This is a genomic window from Asaia sp. A2 (assembly GCF_057319415.1).
The window spans coordinates 36,141-51,362 of sequence record NZ_JBXWTO010000018.1 but is presented as its reverse complement, the minus strand read 5'-3'; the positions used below and the strand labels follow the sequence as shown (position 1 = coordinate 51,362).

Here is a 15,222-nt window from a genome sequence, read left to right as displayed (position 1 = left end):
AGTTCTTTCGAAAAAGAATAAATCAGTCAGCACTCTCATCATCAGAACCACTGGTTCAGACAACACCAAAGCGCCGCCAACATATCCCTTCCATAACCTATTCAATTTTCAAAGAACCCCACCTAACTCACTGATCTTACTCAGTCTTTCAGGCAGTCACCGCGGCGTGTTTCGCTGCGGTGAACGGGCTTTTAGACCCCACACCCACACCCGTCAACATATAATTTCAAAAAAATGACAGCGTGCGAGGAAAAAACTTTCTGCGTGGTTGAACTTCCCGCAGCGCGCCTCACAAAAGAAAAGGAGGCCTGAGCCCCCTCCCCTCTCGCGAAACGAGATCGCTTTATTCAGAAATCGACGCTGGCCGTACCACCCACGAAGAAAGGCGACGCGACGTAGTACGTCGTGCTTCCGGCAGACAATTTGTGTCCATACACCCCGGTCGTTGCCTTGCCGTTTGCAGCAGTGCCATTCACGAAGCCAAGATAGTGGTTGTTCGTGATGTTCTGCAGGTTGAGCTGCAGGACCGGGTTCTTCATGAAGCCAAAATTGTGGAAGCGATATCCGGCATGGACATTCATCGTCACATAGCTCGGGATCGACGTGTCATTGTTGAACGTCGCATACTGCTTGCCGACGTATTTGAGGTTGAAACCGCTGAACAGATGGCCATCGTCGTAGTCGAGGTTGAACGCCACCTGTTGCTTCGGCGTCTGGGGCGCAAACTTGCCCTTGCTGAACACGTAGTCACCGCTGCTGCCAGCTGCGACATTACTGTCCGTCCGGGCGTTGATGTACTCGGCCGAAACATAGGGACGCAGATGATAAAGGATCGGACGCGTACCGATTTCGAAATCAACGCCATCGGCGTGCGATCCACCGCCATTAATGCTCTGTGAGTAATAGGACCCGTTGGGCAGCACTACCGTCTGGGTGTAGAGACGGTTGGTGAAATTGTAGTGGAAATAGGTCAGTGTACTGTTAAACAGGCTTCCCTGATAACGGACACCAGCTTCTTCCGAAATCGAGATTTCCGGCTTCTGGTTCGGGTTCGCCTTCGTGCTGTAGCCCACGCCCTTGGTGTAGGTACCAGCGTCATAGAGCGATGTGTTCATCGGGATGCGGAAGTTGGTCGTCCCGGAAGCAAAAAGCTGGAACTGGTCATTCAGCTTGTAGCGAATGGACGCGGCTGGCAGCGGCTCATTCCAGCTTCCGTTGATATAGGGACCTGTCGACGTGTCCGGCAGATAGTTCTGCCCCTGGCGGGTGATCATCGCATATTTCAGGCCGCCCTCGATGGTGAGGCGATTGTTGAGCAATGAGAGCGAGTCATCGATGAAGAGCGTATGAATACGCGTCTGCGTCAGCGTGTCGCGATATTGGGCGGTTGTACCGTTGGAGAGCACAAGGTTCGGGCCGCCGCCATATTCATCGAGCGGCGCACCGGTCGCAGGATCGACGAGGCTGTAAGGTGCCGTCTGGATCTGTTTCGAATACTCAAACCAGTAACCAATCATCAGACGGTTGGCCCCGGTATGCAGAGCCAACTTTGTTACGGCACCCGGGCGATAAGTCTGGGTATTCGACGGATTGTAGAGAAGCAGACTCTTCGTATTCGATGGATTATATTGACCGATGGAGCCGCTCAGAGATTGCGAGCCGTATTGCTGGCTCGTGAGACTCTCATTGTAGGCGCCACCGCCATTGCCGTTGCCATACCAGAAATACGGTGTTTCCGTCAGCGTCAGATTGTCCGTCAGCGTGAAAGTGGACGGCGCACTGGCATAGATGTTCGTGAACGGATTCTGATGCAGCTTATAGTAATTAGCACTCGGGCTTTTTGGATTCCACTTGGAGTCATACGTGTAGGACGTGCCGTATTTCTGCCAGTTCGCGAGACTCATGGACGGAAAGAGTGTGCTGTCGCTTTGATTGCCGACGATAGCCAGCGCGATACGATTGCCCTGCCCCCATTCATTCACCCATTTGGTCTCGCCGTGCAGCTTCTTCTGTGCACCAGGACCACGCCATGAATCCTCATGAGCAGCCGAAAATGAGATATAACCCTTGAGATGCGTATTGCCGATACGACCAGTATCCACGCGGCCGAAGATGCGCCGAGCGTTATAGCTGCCATAAGTCCCGTCAAGATGGCCGCTGAATTTTTCGGTCGGATCCAGCAGGTACATATTCACGGCACCGCCCGAGGCACTGATATGGGGACTGTCGAGATCTGCCGAACCCTGCTCTACATTAATAGTGCGCAGATTCTCTGAATCGACGATCTCCTGAGGATAAACTGCGTAGTTACCAATGTCGTTGATTGGGAAACCTTCGAGCGTGAAGCCAATCTGGCTGGCATTCAGTCCACGCAGCGTCAGGTTGCCGCCGTTCAGACCAAGAGGATCGACCGAGGTGGTATTGACGCCGGGCAGCGAGGCGATGAGCTGCATCGGGTTGAGACCGGGCGTCTGTTTGGCGATAAATTCCTGCGTGACGGTCGAACGCGACTTTGCCGCATCCTCATGCACCATGAGGCCACCACCCGCAGAGGTGTGACGGCTTGCCCGCACCTGGACGGTTTCACTGCGTGCCGCATCCGCAGGAGAAGTCGAACCCATCATGGACGGCCCTGAGTCCGTGCTCTGCGCAGTTTTGGACGAGGCCGTCTTACGACCGGTTTCGCTTTGCTCTGCCTGTGCTGTAGAGACAGTGAGAGCGAAAACGGACGTCGCACATAAAAAATAGCGGGCGTTAAAGCGCATCATTCTTCCCGAGATACCTACTGGGTTATTAACGAACATCGTTTGTTACGTTAATGTTCCTATCACAGCGCATTGCGGGAGAGGGATGAAAATTTGATGACGATACGTAATATTAAAATTGCTTTATAATAGTTACATAGAGTATCATTGCGATACAATACAAAGCATCCGGAACAACGCAATTACGTCGAGCGAAGTAGTTCCACACAAAGAGAGATTGAAATTCTATATTAGGTTCCGTGGACAAAGGTTGACAGTAACGTCCGCGATTGATTCACGCTGCCTTTTGGAGATGTCGTTGGGCGAGCGAATTGGGCTTTCGGACGAGGAATGGACGATCATTGGGCCGCTGCTTCCGCCTGAGACGGGTCGTGGCTGCCGCCCGGCACGAGGTAACCGGCTGTATTTCGAAGGCATGATGTGGATTGCCCGAACGGGATCGCAATGGCGGCACCTGCCTGATGACTACGGCAAATGGAACAGCGTGTTCCGACGTTACCGGCGATGGGCAATGACGGGCGTGTTCGACGCGATGCTCGAAACGCTGGCTGAAATGGTGGAGCGAGATGCCACCGCTGATATGATCGACAGCACAGTGGTCCGAGCACATCACTGTGCTGTCGGTATAAAAAAGGGTCTCAGGAAACCGAGGAGCTTGGCCGATCGCATGGTGGTGTGGTTTCACCACCAAACTGCACGCCCGATGCGACGCGAGGAGACGCCCTCTCGGTTTTGTCCTGACGCCGGGACAGGCCCACGATATTCAGGGTTTCGGCCCGCCGTTCCACATGATCGCTGACAAGATCGAGGCATTGCTGGCAGACAAGGGTTACGATGCCGACGTCATTCGCGAGGAGCTTGCCAAGGCCGAAATCGAAGCCGCGATCCCGGCCAAAAGTAACCGCCGCACTCCTATCCCTCACGACAGAACCAAATACCGCTGGCGCAATCTCGTCGAGCGCCTGTTCAATAAACTCAAGAACTGGCGACGCATCGCCACCCGATATGACAAAACCAGGGAATCATATCTTGGCTTCGTCAGTCTTGTGTCGACACTCCAGTGGATCCCATTTGTCCACGAAGCCTAGAGAGTCTGTGTTTGGTTATCCTTCGAATTTTATCGCTATATGAATTTTCCAATGCGATCATGACCTCGGAAATTAAGCTCATCTAGGCATAACGTTACACAAATAACGCCGGAGCCGCCCCGATCGCGCGATATCGTTACCCCCCTTTCACGGACTCATCCCAGGTCGCTTTGTGCGCCGCCCCTTGGGAAGCAATGGCGATTGATCCTGCGACAAAGCCCCCTCTCCATGTTCGCGCAATTTAACGCTTTAGAACGCGCCATAGGTACACCGACCGACATACTCTATTCCAACGCGAAGCCCGAGACGAACAATGATCCCCCCCCCCCCTGACGGGAAGATAGACGCGGCAACCAGAGGTATGTGAAGCTGCTCATAGCTTAGCCCCGCGAAACCAAATCCATAGGTGCCGCAATGGCTGATCAGGACCTCTCCCACATGCTGCGCGATGTAGGTCATCGCTGCAGCACCAAGCCTGAGCTATCGCCACCCCACCCGGTCAGGACACCATTTGCACCATTGAGAAGGGCAGAATCATCCGTGATACTCAACCGATTACTCAGCACAGCATCCGAGGAACGGGCAAAGTAAGCCCGAGGGCGGCCTAGCGCCGTGTCGCAGCGCCAAAATTCAGGCTTGCAAGACATTTGAAAGCACCCCGTCGAACGTGGTGCGGGATCTTTGCCAGACGGGAAAAGGCCCATGCAACCGCATCGTTCGCCCACTAACACTTTCAGTGGGGGCCATTCCAGGATCGCATCGGCAGGCGACACAAGCTTCGAGACGTTTCTCACACCAAAAACAGAGCTTTACGGACGTAGACGTCTTGCTCCCCCGATCAAATGCAGGCGAACGGGTCATGCCAATTCGCCCGATCTACGCCTTCCCCATCCAGAACAGGTCTCAGCATACGCGAACCGACCCGCGTCTAGGGTTTCCCGAACTGCGTAACTCGCGAGAAAAGATACCCTACGGGCATGGGCTGCTTTACGGCGGATCGCAAAGGCAGGACACGACCCATGAACGAGGTGGAACCAGTTGAACGCGTCTATGGCTTGTTAGATACGCAGGCATATACCTGTGCAATCCACAATTTGGAGAGTTGAATTTTAAGGAAAATGGCTGGGGGACCTGGATTCGAACCAGGGCTGACCGGGTCAGAGCCGGTAGTTCTACCGCTAAACTATCCCCCAGCAGTTGAGCCGTAGCTCAGTGCCTTGCGGTGGCGGTCAGATAGCATCCACCCCACAGCGCGACAACCCCCCTTTTGACATTTTTTTCCATAAATCCGTCTTTGCCCCGTCACAAAATCCTTGCTGTGCTCTGCCCGCGCCATCACATTGTTTTTTGCAGAAGATTTCTGGTGCGTTGCACCATCACAAAAAGGGGACGATCATGGGCTACCGCCAAAGCGATGCTACCTCCCCCTCGATCGGGGGACACACCCCGAGGCATTTTGCCGCGCTCGATCTCGGCACCAATAACTGTCGCCTCATGATCGCCAGGCGGAGTGGGCACGGCGTGCAGGTGCTGGACCGCCAGAACCGCATGGTCTGTCTTGGCGAGGGTCTGGTGGAGACCGGCGAACTCAGCTCTCGCGCAATGGACCGCGCCATCCGCACGCTTGATAGCTACGCCGCACGCATGGATGGCCTCCCTTCGCTTCAGGTCCGCGCCGTCGCTACAGAAGCGTGCCGCCGCGCCCTTAATCGCGAAAGCTTCCTCTCACGCGTCCATTCTGAAACCGGTCTTTCTTTAGAGATCATATCACCGCGAGAAGAGGTGGAGCTCGCTGTAGAAGGATGCCGCACACTTTTGCATCGTGATCCGGACGGTGGGCGGCGAGCCATTCTTTTTGATATTGGCGGCGGCTCGACCGAAATTGCCTGGCTAAGATTACAGCCCGAGACTCATGAGCACGAAGTTGTCGGGCTGGTAAGTCTGCCCTTCGGGGTTGTTACGCTCTCCGAGCAGTTCGGACACAAGCGCGGTGAAGATGACACCGCAAATCTAGCCGGAGTGTACGAGGAAATGGTCCGCCTCGTGCAGGACCCCCTTTCGGCGTTTGAACGTGTACACCAGATCGGACGGGAAATGCGCCGCAGCGCTGTGCAGATGCTGGGAACCAGCGGCACGGTAACGACTTTGGCCAGCGTCGCGCAGAACCTGGCGCGCTACAGCCGCCATGCTGTTGACGGCTTCACGCTCACAGCGGAAGCCGCTTATGACGCGATCGGCCTTGTGCGTCAGGCTGCCTCAGGCCAAAAGGCGTCACCTCCCGGCCTCACCCCGGACCGTCAGCACTTCATGCTGCCTGGCTGTGCGATTTTCGACGCCATCCATCGTGTCTGGCCATCACGCGAAATCATTGTCGCCGATCGAGGGCTGCGCGACGGGATGGTGGCCCGCATGGCGTCGCAGTCGCGTCGCTCGCGCGTTCACGCTCATGGCGTACGTCAGCACACGGTCCCGCAGGACAGGCACGCGAATTATCGTGGCCATCATGTACCGTCTTCCTTTATGGGACGCGCATGAGCAAAGATAATGACAAGCGCGGCCGTCAGGGCGGCAAGGCGCAGGAGCGCCGTATTCCGGGCAAGGCCCTCAAAAGTTCAGCCGCGCCCGGTGAATCTGACAGCGCATTGGATGGCAGCTCTGTCCAGACGGCGCGCAACAAGACCATCATGCTGCGCACGGCGCGTGGGCGCTCCACAGCGCAGCAGCGTTGGCTGAACCGCCAGCTCAACGACCCTTATGTGGCCGCAGCCCGCAAGCAGGGTTGGCGCTCGCGCGCAGCCTTCAAGCTGATTGAAATCGACGACCGGCTCAAGCTGATCAAGCCCGGGATGAGAATCATCGACCTCGGCGCTGCCCCGGGTGGCTGGACGCAGGTTGCGGTCAAGCGCGGTGCCAGCGCTGTCGTGGGCGTGGATCTGCTGCCGGTCGATCCTGTCAGTGATGCCACGATAATAGAAGGCGACTTTACAGATCCCGAGATGCCTGCCCGTCTGATCGAATTGCTAGGCGGCCCTGCCGATCTGGTCTTGTCGGACATGGCACCCAACACGACAGGCCATGCGCCGACAGATCACCTGCGCATCATGGGACTGGCGGAAGGCGCGCTTGATTTTGCGATGCAGGTTCTGGCGGTTGGCGGCGGATTCGTCGCCAAGGTATTTCAGGGCGGTTCCGAGCGGCAGATGCTCGAGCCCATGAAGCTCGCCTTTTCCAGTGTGCGTCACCTCAAACCCCCTGCATCACGCAAGGAGTCGAGCGAGCTTTACGTTGTGGCGACCGGGTTCCGCCCCGATCGCCTCAAGCAGGACTGAGAGGTGCCCCTTACTCGGTCACGTCCCACAGCCAGGCGGCACCGCGCACGCCTGAGCTGTCGCCGTGCTTGTTCCGCACGATCGGGGTGGTGCAGGTCGGCGTGATCACATGACGCGCCAGCATGGGCGGTACGCGCTCATAGATGCTGTCGAGGTTGGACACGCCACCGCCGAGCACAATGATGTCAGGATCAAGAAAGTTGATCGCGAGAGCGCAGGCGCGCGAGAAGCGGTCCATGTAGCGATCAAGCGCCCCAATGGCAGCGATATCACCGTTTGCAGCGGCTTCCTCAATCCCTGCGGTGTTGTGGTGCCCTACGCCCTTCCAGTCCTTTGCCAGTTCCGGTCCGCAAAGATAGCGCTCAAGGCAACCCTCATTGCCGCAAAAGCATTTCGGCAGAGGGAACTCTTCAAGACGCACCCACGGAAGCGGCGTATGACCCCACTCACCCGCAATGCTGTGTCGTCCACCGATGACCTTGCCGTCAACAACGATACCAGCACCCATACCCGTGCCTATGATGATGCCGAACACCGTGCGGTTTCCTGCGCCTGCACCGTCTGCTGCCTCTGAGAGGGCAAAGCAGTTCGCATCATTCTCGACGCGCACTGAGCGGTTCAGAGCGCGATCAAGATCGATGCCGAAAGGCTGGTTGTTCAGCCACGTCGCGTTTGCGTTCTTGATAAGGCCGGTTTCCGGCGAGATGGAACCCGGAATACCGATGCCGAGTGTCGAGGTGAGCTGACCCGGTGCGGCAAGGTGCGAGGCCACACTGCCCAGGCGCTGATCGACGCTCGCGACGAGATCGCGCACAGCGATCACGGCGTCTTCATAGATTCCCGGGTTCGGTACGCGTTCGCGCAGTTGCAGATCGCCAGCGCGATCGAGAACTGCGATTTCGATTTTTGTGCCACCGAAATCGATGCCGAGGCGATAATCAGCCATCTCTTGCCTTACTGATGTTGCTTCTGAAAACTGCGGCGCATGTTGCGGACGAATACGGTCCGAGTAAAGATGTATTGGTCAAACAGAGCGGTCAAACAGCGCCCGACCTTGAAACACACATGGCGCTGCGCGCATAGTCCTGAAAATGACAGCTTCGCCTTCAGAAACCCTGCTCGATGTTCGTGGGATGGCCTGCCCCCTGCCGGTGCTCCGTGCGCATCGCAGCCTCAAGACCCTTTTGCCGGGTGCGAAACTGCGCGTTCTGGCGACGGATCGGGCCAGCGTTGCTGATTTCCAGGCATTCTGCCGCGAGACAGGCCACGCGCTTGTGGCATTTTCCGAAGATGGCGAGACACTATCCTTCGTGATTCGTCGCAAATCGGACACAGCTGTGTCCTTGCCTGTCACGGAATAATCATAGTCTCTCCACCCTTGGGCTTGGAGAATGGAGTGCGACGGGTTATCCCTCCATCCCAATGGCCGTCATATGCTGACGGCATTTTTCCGAAACAGCGGAGCGGGACGGCAGTTACGGCATGGACGCACAGCTATCACAGCTCTCTTTCGAGGATGCCCTGTCAGAACTCGACAGGATCGTACGCGGCCTCGAAAGTGGCCAGATGAAACTCGAGGACGCGATAAGCGCCTATGAGCGAGGTGCTGCCCTGCGCCGCCATTGTGAAACAAAACTCTCGGAAGCCGAAATGCGCGTTCGGGCCATCACACAGCGTGATGGTACGACTGGCACAACGCCGCTTGCCGAGTTCGACGAGAATTCTGGCGGAAAAGCCCCATGACGACCACCTCATCACCCTCAACTGCATCGCCCGAGACCCTTGCGGCCTCACTTGGCACGGCAGCGCGCGCAATCGAAAGCACGATCGATCGCCTTTTCCCCATGGTCGAAGGCGACGAATCGGTTCTGATTGAGGCCATGCGCTACGCAGCCCTTGGCGGTGGCAAGCGACTGCGCGGCTATCTCGTAACAGAGATTGCCGGCATTTTCGGTGCAGAGCCCGAGGGCGCCCTTCGTGTGGCAGCCTCAGTCGAAATGCTTCACGCCTACAGTCTGGTTCATGATGACCTGCCTGCCATGGATGATGATGATCTGCGCCGTGGGCAGCCCTCAACGCACAGGAAGTTTGACGAGGCCATTGCCATCCTGGCTGGCGACGCCCTTCAGACCTCTGCCTTCGAGATTCTGGCGGATGAAGCCACCCATTCCGATCCTTCCGTGCGTATCGCCCTGGTGACTGCCCTTGCACAGGCTTCAGGTGCGGCGGGCATGGTCGGTGGTCAGGTGGTCGATATCCGCGGCGAGGGCAAATCGCTGCCGCTCGATCAGGTGCGACGCCTTCACGCCATGAAAACCGGCGCGCTGATCCGCTACGCCGCCGAGGCCGGTGCCATTCTTGGCGGTGCGACACGCGTCCAGCGCGACGCCATCATCGCCTATGGTCGTGATATCGGCACCGCCTTTCAGGTGGCCGATGACGTGCTCGACACCACGGCCAGCGCTGAGGAACTCGGCAAGACGGCCGGCAAGGATGAAGCTTCCGGCAAATCCACCTATGTCTCCCTTCTCGGCATTGACGGCGCACGTGCAGAAGCCGCGCGCCTTGTCGAGCAGGCCACACAGGCCCTGACCTCTTTCGGGACCGAAGCAGCCGCGCTCAGAGCCCTGGCACACTACATCGTCGAGCGCAGGAATTAAGAGAATGAGCGATACCAGCAAACCGAACCAAGCCTCGCCCATCCCGACCATGGGTCGTTTTCCCAATCTCGACCGGGTCGTCGTTCCCGCCGATCTGAGAAACTTCTCGACCGATCAGCTGAAGCAGCTGGCTGAGGAGCTGCGCTCCGAGACGGTTGATGCGGTGTCCACCACGGGCGGCCATCTTGGCGCTTCCCTTGGCGTGGTCGAGCTGACCGTGGCCATGCATGCCGTGTTCAACACGCCTGATGACCGGATCATCTGGGATGTCGGCCATCAGGCCTACCCGCACAAGATCCTGACCGGGCGCCGTGACCGTATCCGCACGCTACGTCAGCCAGAGGGTCTCTCGGGCTTCACACGTCGCTCGGAAAGCGAGTACGACCCGTTCGGTGCTGCCCATTCCTCCACGTCCATCTCCGCCGGTCTCGGCATGGCCGTGGCGCATCATCTGCGTGCCAATGATGATCCGTCCTATGAAGAACGCAATGTCATTGCGGTTATTGGCGACGGGTCGATTTCAGCTGGCATGGCCTATGAAGCCATGAACAATGCCGCCGTGGCCGGTCCTGGCGCCAAGCGCCTGATCGTCATTCTCAACGACAACGAGATGTCCATCGCGCCGCCGGTCGGCTCGATGTCCAACTATCTCTCCCGTCTGATGACCTCGCGTCAGTTCCTGAGCCTCCGCGATCTGGCTGGCAAGCTGGCCAAGCGCCTGCCTGCCGGGCTGGAGCGTACCGCCAAGCGTGCTGACGAACTGACGCGCGGCCTGATCACGGGCGGCACGCTGTTCGAGGAGCTCGGCTTCTATTATGTCGGTCCGGTTGACGGTCATGACCTCAACCAGCTGGTGCCGATCCTGCGCAATCTTCGCGACAGCGATGAGGGCCCGGTCCTGCTGCATGTCATCACCGAGAAGGGACGCGGCTACAAGCCGGCTGAATCTGCGGGTGATAAATATCACGCTGTCAGCAAGTTCAATGTGATCACGGGTGAGCAGAAAAAGGCTCCCGCCGGTCCGCCGAGCTACACCTCGGTCATGGCACGCGAATTGCTGCGTCGTGCCGAGACGGATGAGCGCATCACGGCCATCACTGCGGCAATGCCCTCGGGTACGGGTCTGGACAAGTTTGCCCAGAAGCATCCCGAGCGCTTCTTCGATGTCGGCATTGCCGAGCAGCATGCCGTAACTTTTGCTGCCGGCATGGCTTCGGAAGGGCTGCGTCCTTTCTGCGCCATCTATTCCACCTTCCTGCAGCGCGCCTACGACCAGGTGGTGCATGATGTGGATCTGCAGAACCTGCCGGTTCGTTTTGCCATCGACCGTGCCGGTCTTGTCGGTGCCGATGGTGCGACCCATGCTGGCTCGTTCGATCTGAACTATCTGTGCTGCCTGCCGAACATGGTGGTGATGGCCCCGAGTGACGAGGTCGAGCTTACCCATATGACCGCCACGGCCTGCGTGTACGATGCGGGTCCGATCGCGTTCCGTTACCCCCGTGGTGGTGGCACGGGTCTCGACCTGCCGGAGAAGGGCGAGGTTCTTGAGATCGGTCGTGGCCGCATCGTCCGTGAGGCCGTTCGTCAGCCGGGCAACAAATCCGGCGTCGCCATTCTCTCGTTGGGCACGCGCCTGACCGAATCGCTCAAGGCAGCCGATCACCTTGCTGCGCAGGGCATTGCCGTGACCGTTGCCGATGCCCGCTTTGCCAAGCCGATCGACACGGCAATGGTCGAACGTCTGGCCCGTGAGCACGATGTCCTGATCACAATCGAGGAAGGCGCCGCAGGCGGCTTCAGCAGCCTCGTGGTCCGTCATCTGGCCGAGACGGCTCTTCTCGATCAAGTCAGGTTCCGCCCCATGGCGCTGCCTGACACCTATATCGATCATAACCTGCCGGACGTGCAGTATGACGAAGCCGGGCTGAATGCGCCGCAAATCGTCGATACGGCGCTTGCCGCGCTCGGTGCACAGAACGCCCAGCAGACGGCCTGATGGCCAAGAAGCGGGCAGACGTCCTGCTGGTCGAGCGCGGCCTCGTCGAGAGCCGCGCCCGCGCGCAGGCGTTGATCATGGCGGGACTTGTGTTCACCAAGGACCGCCGCATTGCCAAGGCGGGCGATATGCTCGCCGAGGATACCGCGCTTGACCTCAAGGGGCAGGATCACCCCTGGGTCTCGCGCGGCGGTCTCAAGCTGGACCATGCGCTCAGCCATTTCGGGCTCGATCCTGCAGGGGCAACGGCGGTGGATGTCGGTGCTTCCACAGGGGGTTTTACCGATGTGCTGCTGACCAAGGGCGCCACAAAAGTCTATGCCGTCGATGTCGGCCATGGTCAGATTGCATGGAAGCTGCGGTCTGACCCGCGCGTTGTGGTCATGGAAAAGACCAATGCCCGGACGCTGGATGAGACGATCATTCCCGACCCGATTTCCATTGTTGTTTGTGATGCGAGCTTCATCGGGCTACGCATCGTACTGCCCCCTGCCCTCGCTCTCTGTCAGCCAGGTGGATGGGCGGTGGCCCTGATCAAACCGCAATTCGAAGCCGGACGCTCCGAGATTGGCGCGAAGGGCGTCGTGCGTGACGCCGCGGTGCATGAGCGTGTTTGCGCTGAAATCCGTGCCTGGTGGGAAGAACTCGAAGGTTGGGAGGTTCTTGGCATTGAACCAAGCCCCATCACTGGCCCCGAGGGGAACCGCGAATTCCTGATCGCCGCCCGGCGCGTTTGAGGAGTCGGGGGTACTTCATCTGGACGTAGCGAGAGGGTCAGCCCAGAAGCGCCCCGTGCTTTGCAGCGGTTTTGCTTGCGTTCCCGGTGCCTATTCGTGATAGAGCACCCCCATGTCCGACATCTCGACCACACTCGACCTGAATGAGCAGGAGCGCGCGCGCATCCTTGCCAAATCCGCGCTTTTCGCACCGCCCCCGGCTGTCCTGCCCGACGGGCGGCGTGACCTCGTGGGCCTGTCCCGCGAAGAGCTGATTGCCGAGATGGCGGAATTCGGTGAAAAACCGTTCCGGGCCAAGCAGCTCTGGCATTGGATCTATCATCAGGGTGCCACCGATTTCGCCCGTATGAGCAGCATCGCAAAGCCGCTCCAGGCGAAACTTGCAGAGCGTTATGTCGTTGGCCGCCCTGCGACGAGCCTGGAGCAGACCTCCAGCGACGACACGCGCAAATTCCTGTTCCGTTTCCGCGATGGGCAGGAAGCCGAGACCGTCTATATACCGGACCGTCGCGAGGACCGCGGCGCAGTCTGCATTTCGTCTCAGGTGGGCTGCACTCTTTCCTGCACATTCTGCCATACCGGCACACAGAAGCTGGTGCGCAATCTGGGTGCGGCGGAGATCGTGTCGCAGTTCATGGCGGCCCGCGATTCCTACGGTGAATGGCCCAGCCCCAAGGGCGAGACACCGCGCCTGCTCTCGACCATTGTTCTGATGGGCATGGGCGAACCACTCTATAATTACGACAACGTGGCCAAGGCGATGCGTATTGTAATGGACGGCGAGGGCATCGCCTTGTCACGCCGCCGCATCACACTCTCGACGTCGGGCGTGGTTCCGATGATGGATCGCTGCGGTGAGGAACTTGCCGTCAACCTCGCGATCTCCCTGCATGCCGTAACGAACGATCTGCGTGACAAGATCGTACCGCTCAACCGCAAATACCCGATTGAGGAACTGATGGCGGCGTGCCGACGCTACCCGGCAGCCTCGAACTCCCGACGCATCACCTTCGAATACATCATGCTGCGCGGCATCAATGACAGTGAGGCCGATGCCCGTGAACTGGTGCGGCTGATCAAGGGCCTGCCCGCCAAGGTGAATCTGATCCCCTTCAATCCCTGGCCCGGTTCGGAGTTCAAACCCTCGACGCGTGAACAGCTTCAAAAATTCGCCGCCATCGTGATGGATGCCGGGTTTGCTGCGCCAATTCGGATGCCACGCGGGCGCGATATCCTGGCCGCTTGTGGCCAGCTCAAGACTGAAAGCGAAAGACTGCGCCGCAGCACAACCGCCGACGCAGAATAACCCGACACTGGCCAGCCAGTCAGGCTGGCCAGTGCGCGAGGCGAGTGATAAGAATGACTCTGTATTTGTCATTCTATCAGAGGGAAGCCTGGCCTCATGACTGCCCGGGACGTCAAAAAAGTTGTTCTCGCCTACTCGGGCGGGCTGGATACTTCCGTCATTCTGCGCTGGCTGCAGAAGGAATATGGTTGCGAAGTGGTCACCTTCACCGCCGATCTCGGTCAGGGTGAAGAGCTGGAGCCGGCGCGCCGCAAGGCCGAGATGTTCGGCGTCAAGGACATCTTCGTCGAGGACCTGCGCGAAACCTTCGTCAAGGATTTCGTGTTCCCGATGTTCCGCGCCAATGCGCTGTATGAGGGGCAGTACCTGCTGGGTACGTCAATCGCGCGTCCGCTTATTGCGCAGCGCCAGATCGAGATCGCCAAGATGGTCGGTGCCGATGCCGTGGCCCATGGCGCGACCGGCAAGGGCAATGATCAGGTTCGTTTCGAGCTTGGCTATTACGCGCTGCAGCCCGACATCAAGGTCATCGCGCCGTGGCGTGAGTGGAACCTGACCTCGCGCACCAAGCTGCTGGCTTTTGCCGAGGAAAACCAGATTCCGGTTACCAAGGACAAGCGCGGCGAGGCACCTTTCTCGGTCGATGCCAACCTTCTCCACTCGTCTTCCGAGGGCAAGATCCTCGAAGATCCCGCAGTCGCCCCCGATGAGATCGTTTTCCAGCGCACCATCTCGCCCGAAAACGCGCCCGATGTCGCAACTGAAATTGCTATCGATTTCTTCGGAGGTGATCCGGTCGCGCTCAATGGCGTCACGCTTTCCCCCGCCGAACTGCTGACGCGCCTCAACAAGCTCGGCCATGACAACGGCATTGGCCGTCTTGACCTTGTCGAGAACCGCTTCGTCGGCATGAAGTCGCGCGGCATCTACGAAACGCCGGGCGGTACGATCCTGCTCACGGCGCATCGCAGCATCGAATCCATCACACTCGACCGCGAGGCCATGCACCTCAAGGACAGCCTGATGCCGCGCTATGCCGAGATCATCTATAATGGCTTCTGGTTCTCGCCCGAGCGCCACATGCTGCAGGCACTGATCGACACCAGCCAGAAATCGGTCACGGGTCGTGTGCGGCTAAAGCTCTACAAGGGCAACGTGATCTGCGTCGGTCGTGAAAGCCCGAACAGCCTGTACGACACCCGCGTTGTCACCTTCGAGGACGATGAGGGGGCCTATAACCAGATCGACGCTCAGGGCTTCATCAAGCTCAATGCGCTGCGCCTGCGTCTGGGTGGCCAGATTGGCCGCACCGGCGGCCAGCCCTGATCGCCAGCGTCC

The 15,222-nt window shown here is 58.7% G+C and carries 12 protein-coding genes, 1 tRNA gene and 2 pseudogenes; 11 read left to right on the top strand and 4 right to left on the bottom strand.

All coding sequences use genetic code 11. From position 1 onward, the window contains the following. Positions 1–347: 347 nt before the first annotated feature. The gene (locus ACWNRM_RS13195; RefSeq protein WP_485171210.1) at positions 348–2,768 is read right to left on the bottom strand and encodes a TonB-dependent receptor; all 2,421 of its coding nucleotides are present in this window, start codon (positions 2,766–2,768) and stop codon (positions 348–350) included. A gap of 289 nt (positions 2,769–3,057) precedes the next feature. On the opposite strand from ACWNRM_RS13195, the pseudogene ACWNRM_RS13190 reads away from it, so the two are divergent. Together ACWNRM_RS13190 and ACWNRM_RS13185 are read left to right on the top strand one after the other, a co-directional pair. After that, positions 3,058–3,423: pseudogene (locus tag ACWNRM_RS13190) on the top strand (IS5 family transposase); the annotation flags it as partial. Further along, positions 3,422–3,853: pseudogene (locus ACWNRM_RS13185) on the top strand (IS5 family transposase); the annotation flags it as partial. The pseudogenes ACWNRM_RS13190 and ACWNRM_RS13185, both read left to right, overlap by 2 nt. Positions 3,854–4,102: 249 nt before the next feature. Here the strand turns inward: ACWNRM_RS13185 and ACWNRM_RS13180 are convergent. Both ACWNRM_RS13180 and ACWNRM_RS13175 read right to left on the bottom strand, forming a co-directional pair. Further along, positions 4,103–4,312, bottom strand: coding sequence for a hypothetical protein (locus tag ACWNRM_RS13180; protein WP_485171211.1), 210 nt, complete (start codon positions 4,310–4,312; stop codon positions 4,103–4,105). Positions 4,313–4,972: 660 nt separating this feature from the next. Beyond that, positions 4,973–5,046, bottom strand: a tRNA-Gln gene (locus ACWNRM_RS13175). Between the two features lie 202 nt (positions 5,047–5,248). On the opposite strand from ACWNRM_RS13175, the gene ACWNRM_RS13170 reads away from it, so the two are divergent. Next, positions 5,249–6,388, top strand: a complete 1,140-nt coding sequence (locus tag ACWNRM_RS13170; protein WP_485171212.1) for a Ppx/GppA phosphatase family protein — start codon at positions 5,249–5,251, stop codon at positions 6,386–6,388. Further along, positions 6,385–7,182, top strand: coding sequence for an RlmE family RNA methyltransferase (locus ACWNRM_RS13165; RefSeq protein ID WP_485171213.1), 798 nt, complete (start codon positions 6,385–6,387; stop codon positions 7,180–7,182). The genes ACWNRM_RS13170 and ACWNRM_RS13165 overlap by 4 nt, the downstream gene beginning before the upstream one ends. Before the next feature lie 10 nt (positions 7,183–7,192). Here the strand turns inward: ACWNRM_RS13165 and ACWNRM_RS13160 are convergent, their stop codons facing one another. Next, positions 7,193–8,128, bottom strand: coding sequence for an ROK family protein (locus ACWNRM_RS13160; RefSeq protein WP_485171214.1), 936 nt, complete (start codon positions 8,126–8,128; stop codon positions 7,193–7,195). A 145-nt stretch (positions 8,129–8,273) separates the two neighbouring features. Here ACWNRM_RS13160 and ACWNRM_RS13155 point away from each other — a divergent pair, with 145 nt between their 5' ends. From ACWNRM_RS13155 to ACWNRM_RS13125, 7 genes are all read left to right on the top strand, one after another. Continuing rightward, positions 8,274–8,543, top strand: coding sequence for a sulfurtransferase TusA family protein (locus ACWNRM_RS13155; protein ID WP_485171215.1), 270 nt, complete (start codon positions 8,274–8,276; stop codon positions 8,541–8,543). Positions 8,544–8,664: 121 nt separating this feature from the next. Further along, positions 8,665–8,925, top strand: coding sequence for an exodeoxyribonuclease VII small subunit (locus tag ACWNRM_RS13150; RefSeq protein ID WP_023978694.1), 261 nt, complete (start codon positions 8,665–8,667; stop codon positions 8,923–8,925). Next, a complete protein-coding gene (locus ACWNRM_RS13145) occupies positions 8,922–9,842 on the top strand; it encodes a polyprenyl synthetase family protein (RefSeq protein ID WP_485171216.1) in 921 nt (306 codons plus the stop codon). The genes ACWNRM_RS13150 and ACWNRM_RS13145 overlap by 4 nt, the downstream gene beginning before the upstream one ends. Positions 9,843–9,846: 4 nt before the next feature. Beyond that, entirely contained in the window at positions 9,847–11,841 is a 1,995-nt protein-coding gene (gene dxs, locus ACWNRM_RS13140; protein WP_485171217.1) for a 1-deoxy-D-xylulose-5-phosphate synthase, read from the top strand. Further along, positions 11,841–12,578: a TlyA family RNA methyltransferase gene (locus ACWNRM_RS13135; protein ID WP_485171218.1), complete on the top strand. Its 738-nt coding sequence runs from the start codon at positions 11,841–11,843 to the stop codon at positions 12,576–12,578. The genes dxs and ACWNRM_RS13135 overlap by 1 nt, the downstream gene beginning before the upstream one ends. Positions 12,579–12,690: 112 nt before the next feature. Continuing rightward, entirely contained in the window at positions 12,691–13,884 is a 1,194-nt protein-coding gene (rlmN, locus tag ACWNRM_RS13130; RefSeq protein ID WP_023978698.1) for a dual-specificity RNA methyltransferase RlmN, read from the top strand. Positions 13,885–13,980: 96 nt separating this feature from the next. Then, positions 13,981–15,210 carry an argininosuccinate synthase gene (locus ACWNRM_RS13125; RefSeq protein ID WP_485171219.1) on the top strand — a complete coding sequence of 410 codons (1,230 nt, stop codon included), beginning with the start codon at positions 13,981–13,983 and terminating at the stop codon, positions 15,208–15,210. Positions 15,211–15,222: the final 12 nt, after the last annotated feature.

Coding starts and splice junctions, on each gene's coding strand:
- ACWNRM_RS13150 (WP_023978694.1), top strand. CDS start 8,665: ATGGACGCACAGCTATCACAGCTCTCTTTCGAGGATGCCCTGTCAGAA.
- dxs (WP_485171217.1), top strand. CDS start 9,847: ATGAGCGATACCAGCAAACCGAACCAAGCCTCGCCCATCCCGACCATG.
- ACWNRM_RS13195 (WP_485171210.1), bottom strand. CDS start 2,768: ATGATGCGCTTTAACGCCCGCTATTTTTTATGTGCGACGTCCGTTTTC.
- ACWNRM_RS13180 (WP_485171211.1), bottom strand. CDS start 4,312: ATGACCTACATCGCGCAGCATGTGGGAGAGGTCCTGATCAGCCATTGC.
- ACWNRM_RS13135 (WP_485171218.1), top strand. CDS start 11,841: ATGGCCAAGAAGCGGGCAGACGTCCTGCTGGTCGAGCGCGGCCTCGTC.
- ACWNRM_RS13165 (WP_485171213.1), top strand. CDS start 6,385: ATGAGCAAAGATAATGACAAGCGCGGCCGTCAGGGCGGCAAGGCGCAG.
- ACWNRM_RS13145 (WP_485171216.1), top strand. CDS start 8,922: ATGACGACCACCTCATCACCCTCAACTGCATCGCCCGAGACCCTTGCG.
- ACWNRM_RS13160 (WP_485171214.1), bottom strand. CDS start 8,128: ATGGCTGATTATCGCCTCGGCATCGATTTCGGTGGCACAAAAATCGAA.
- rlmN (WP_023978698.1), top strand. CDS start 12,691: ATGTCCGACATCTCGACCACACTCGACCTGAATGAGCAGGAGCGCGCG.
- ACWNRM_RS13170 (WP_485171212.1), top strand. CDS start 5,249: ATGGGCTACCGCCAAAGCGATGCTACCTCCCCCTCGATCGGGGGACAC.
- ACWNRM_RS13155 (WP_485171215.1), top strand. CDS start 8,274: ATGACAGCTTCGCCTTCAGAAACCCTGCTCGATGTTCGTGGGATGGCC.
- ACWNRM_RS13125 (WP_485171219.1), top strand. CDS start 13,981: ATGACTGCCCGGGACGTCAAAAAAGTTGTTCTCGCCTACTCGGGCGGG.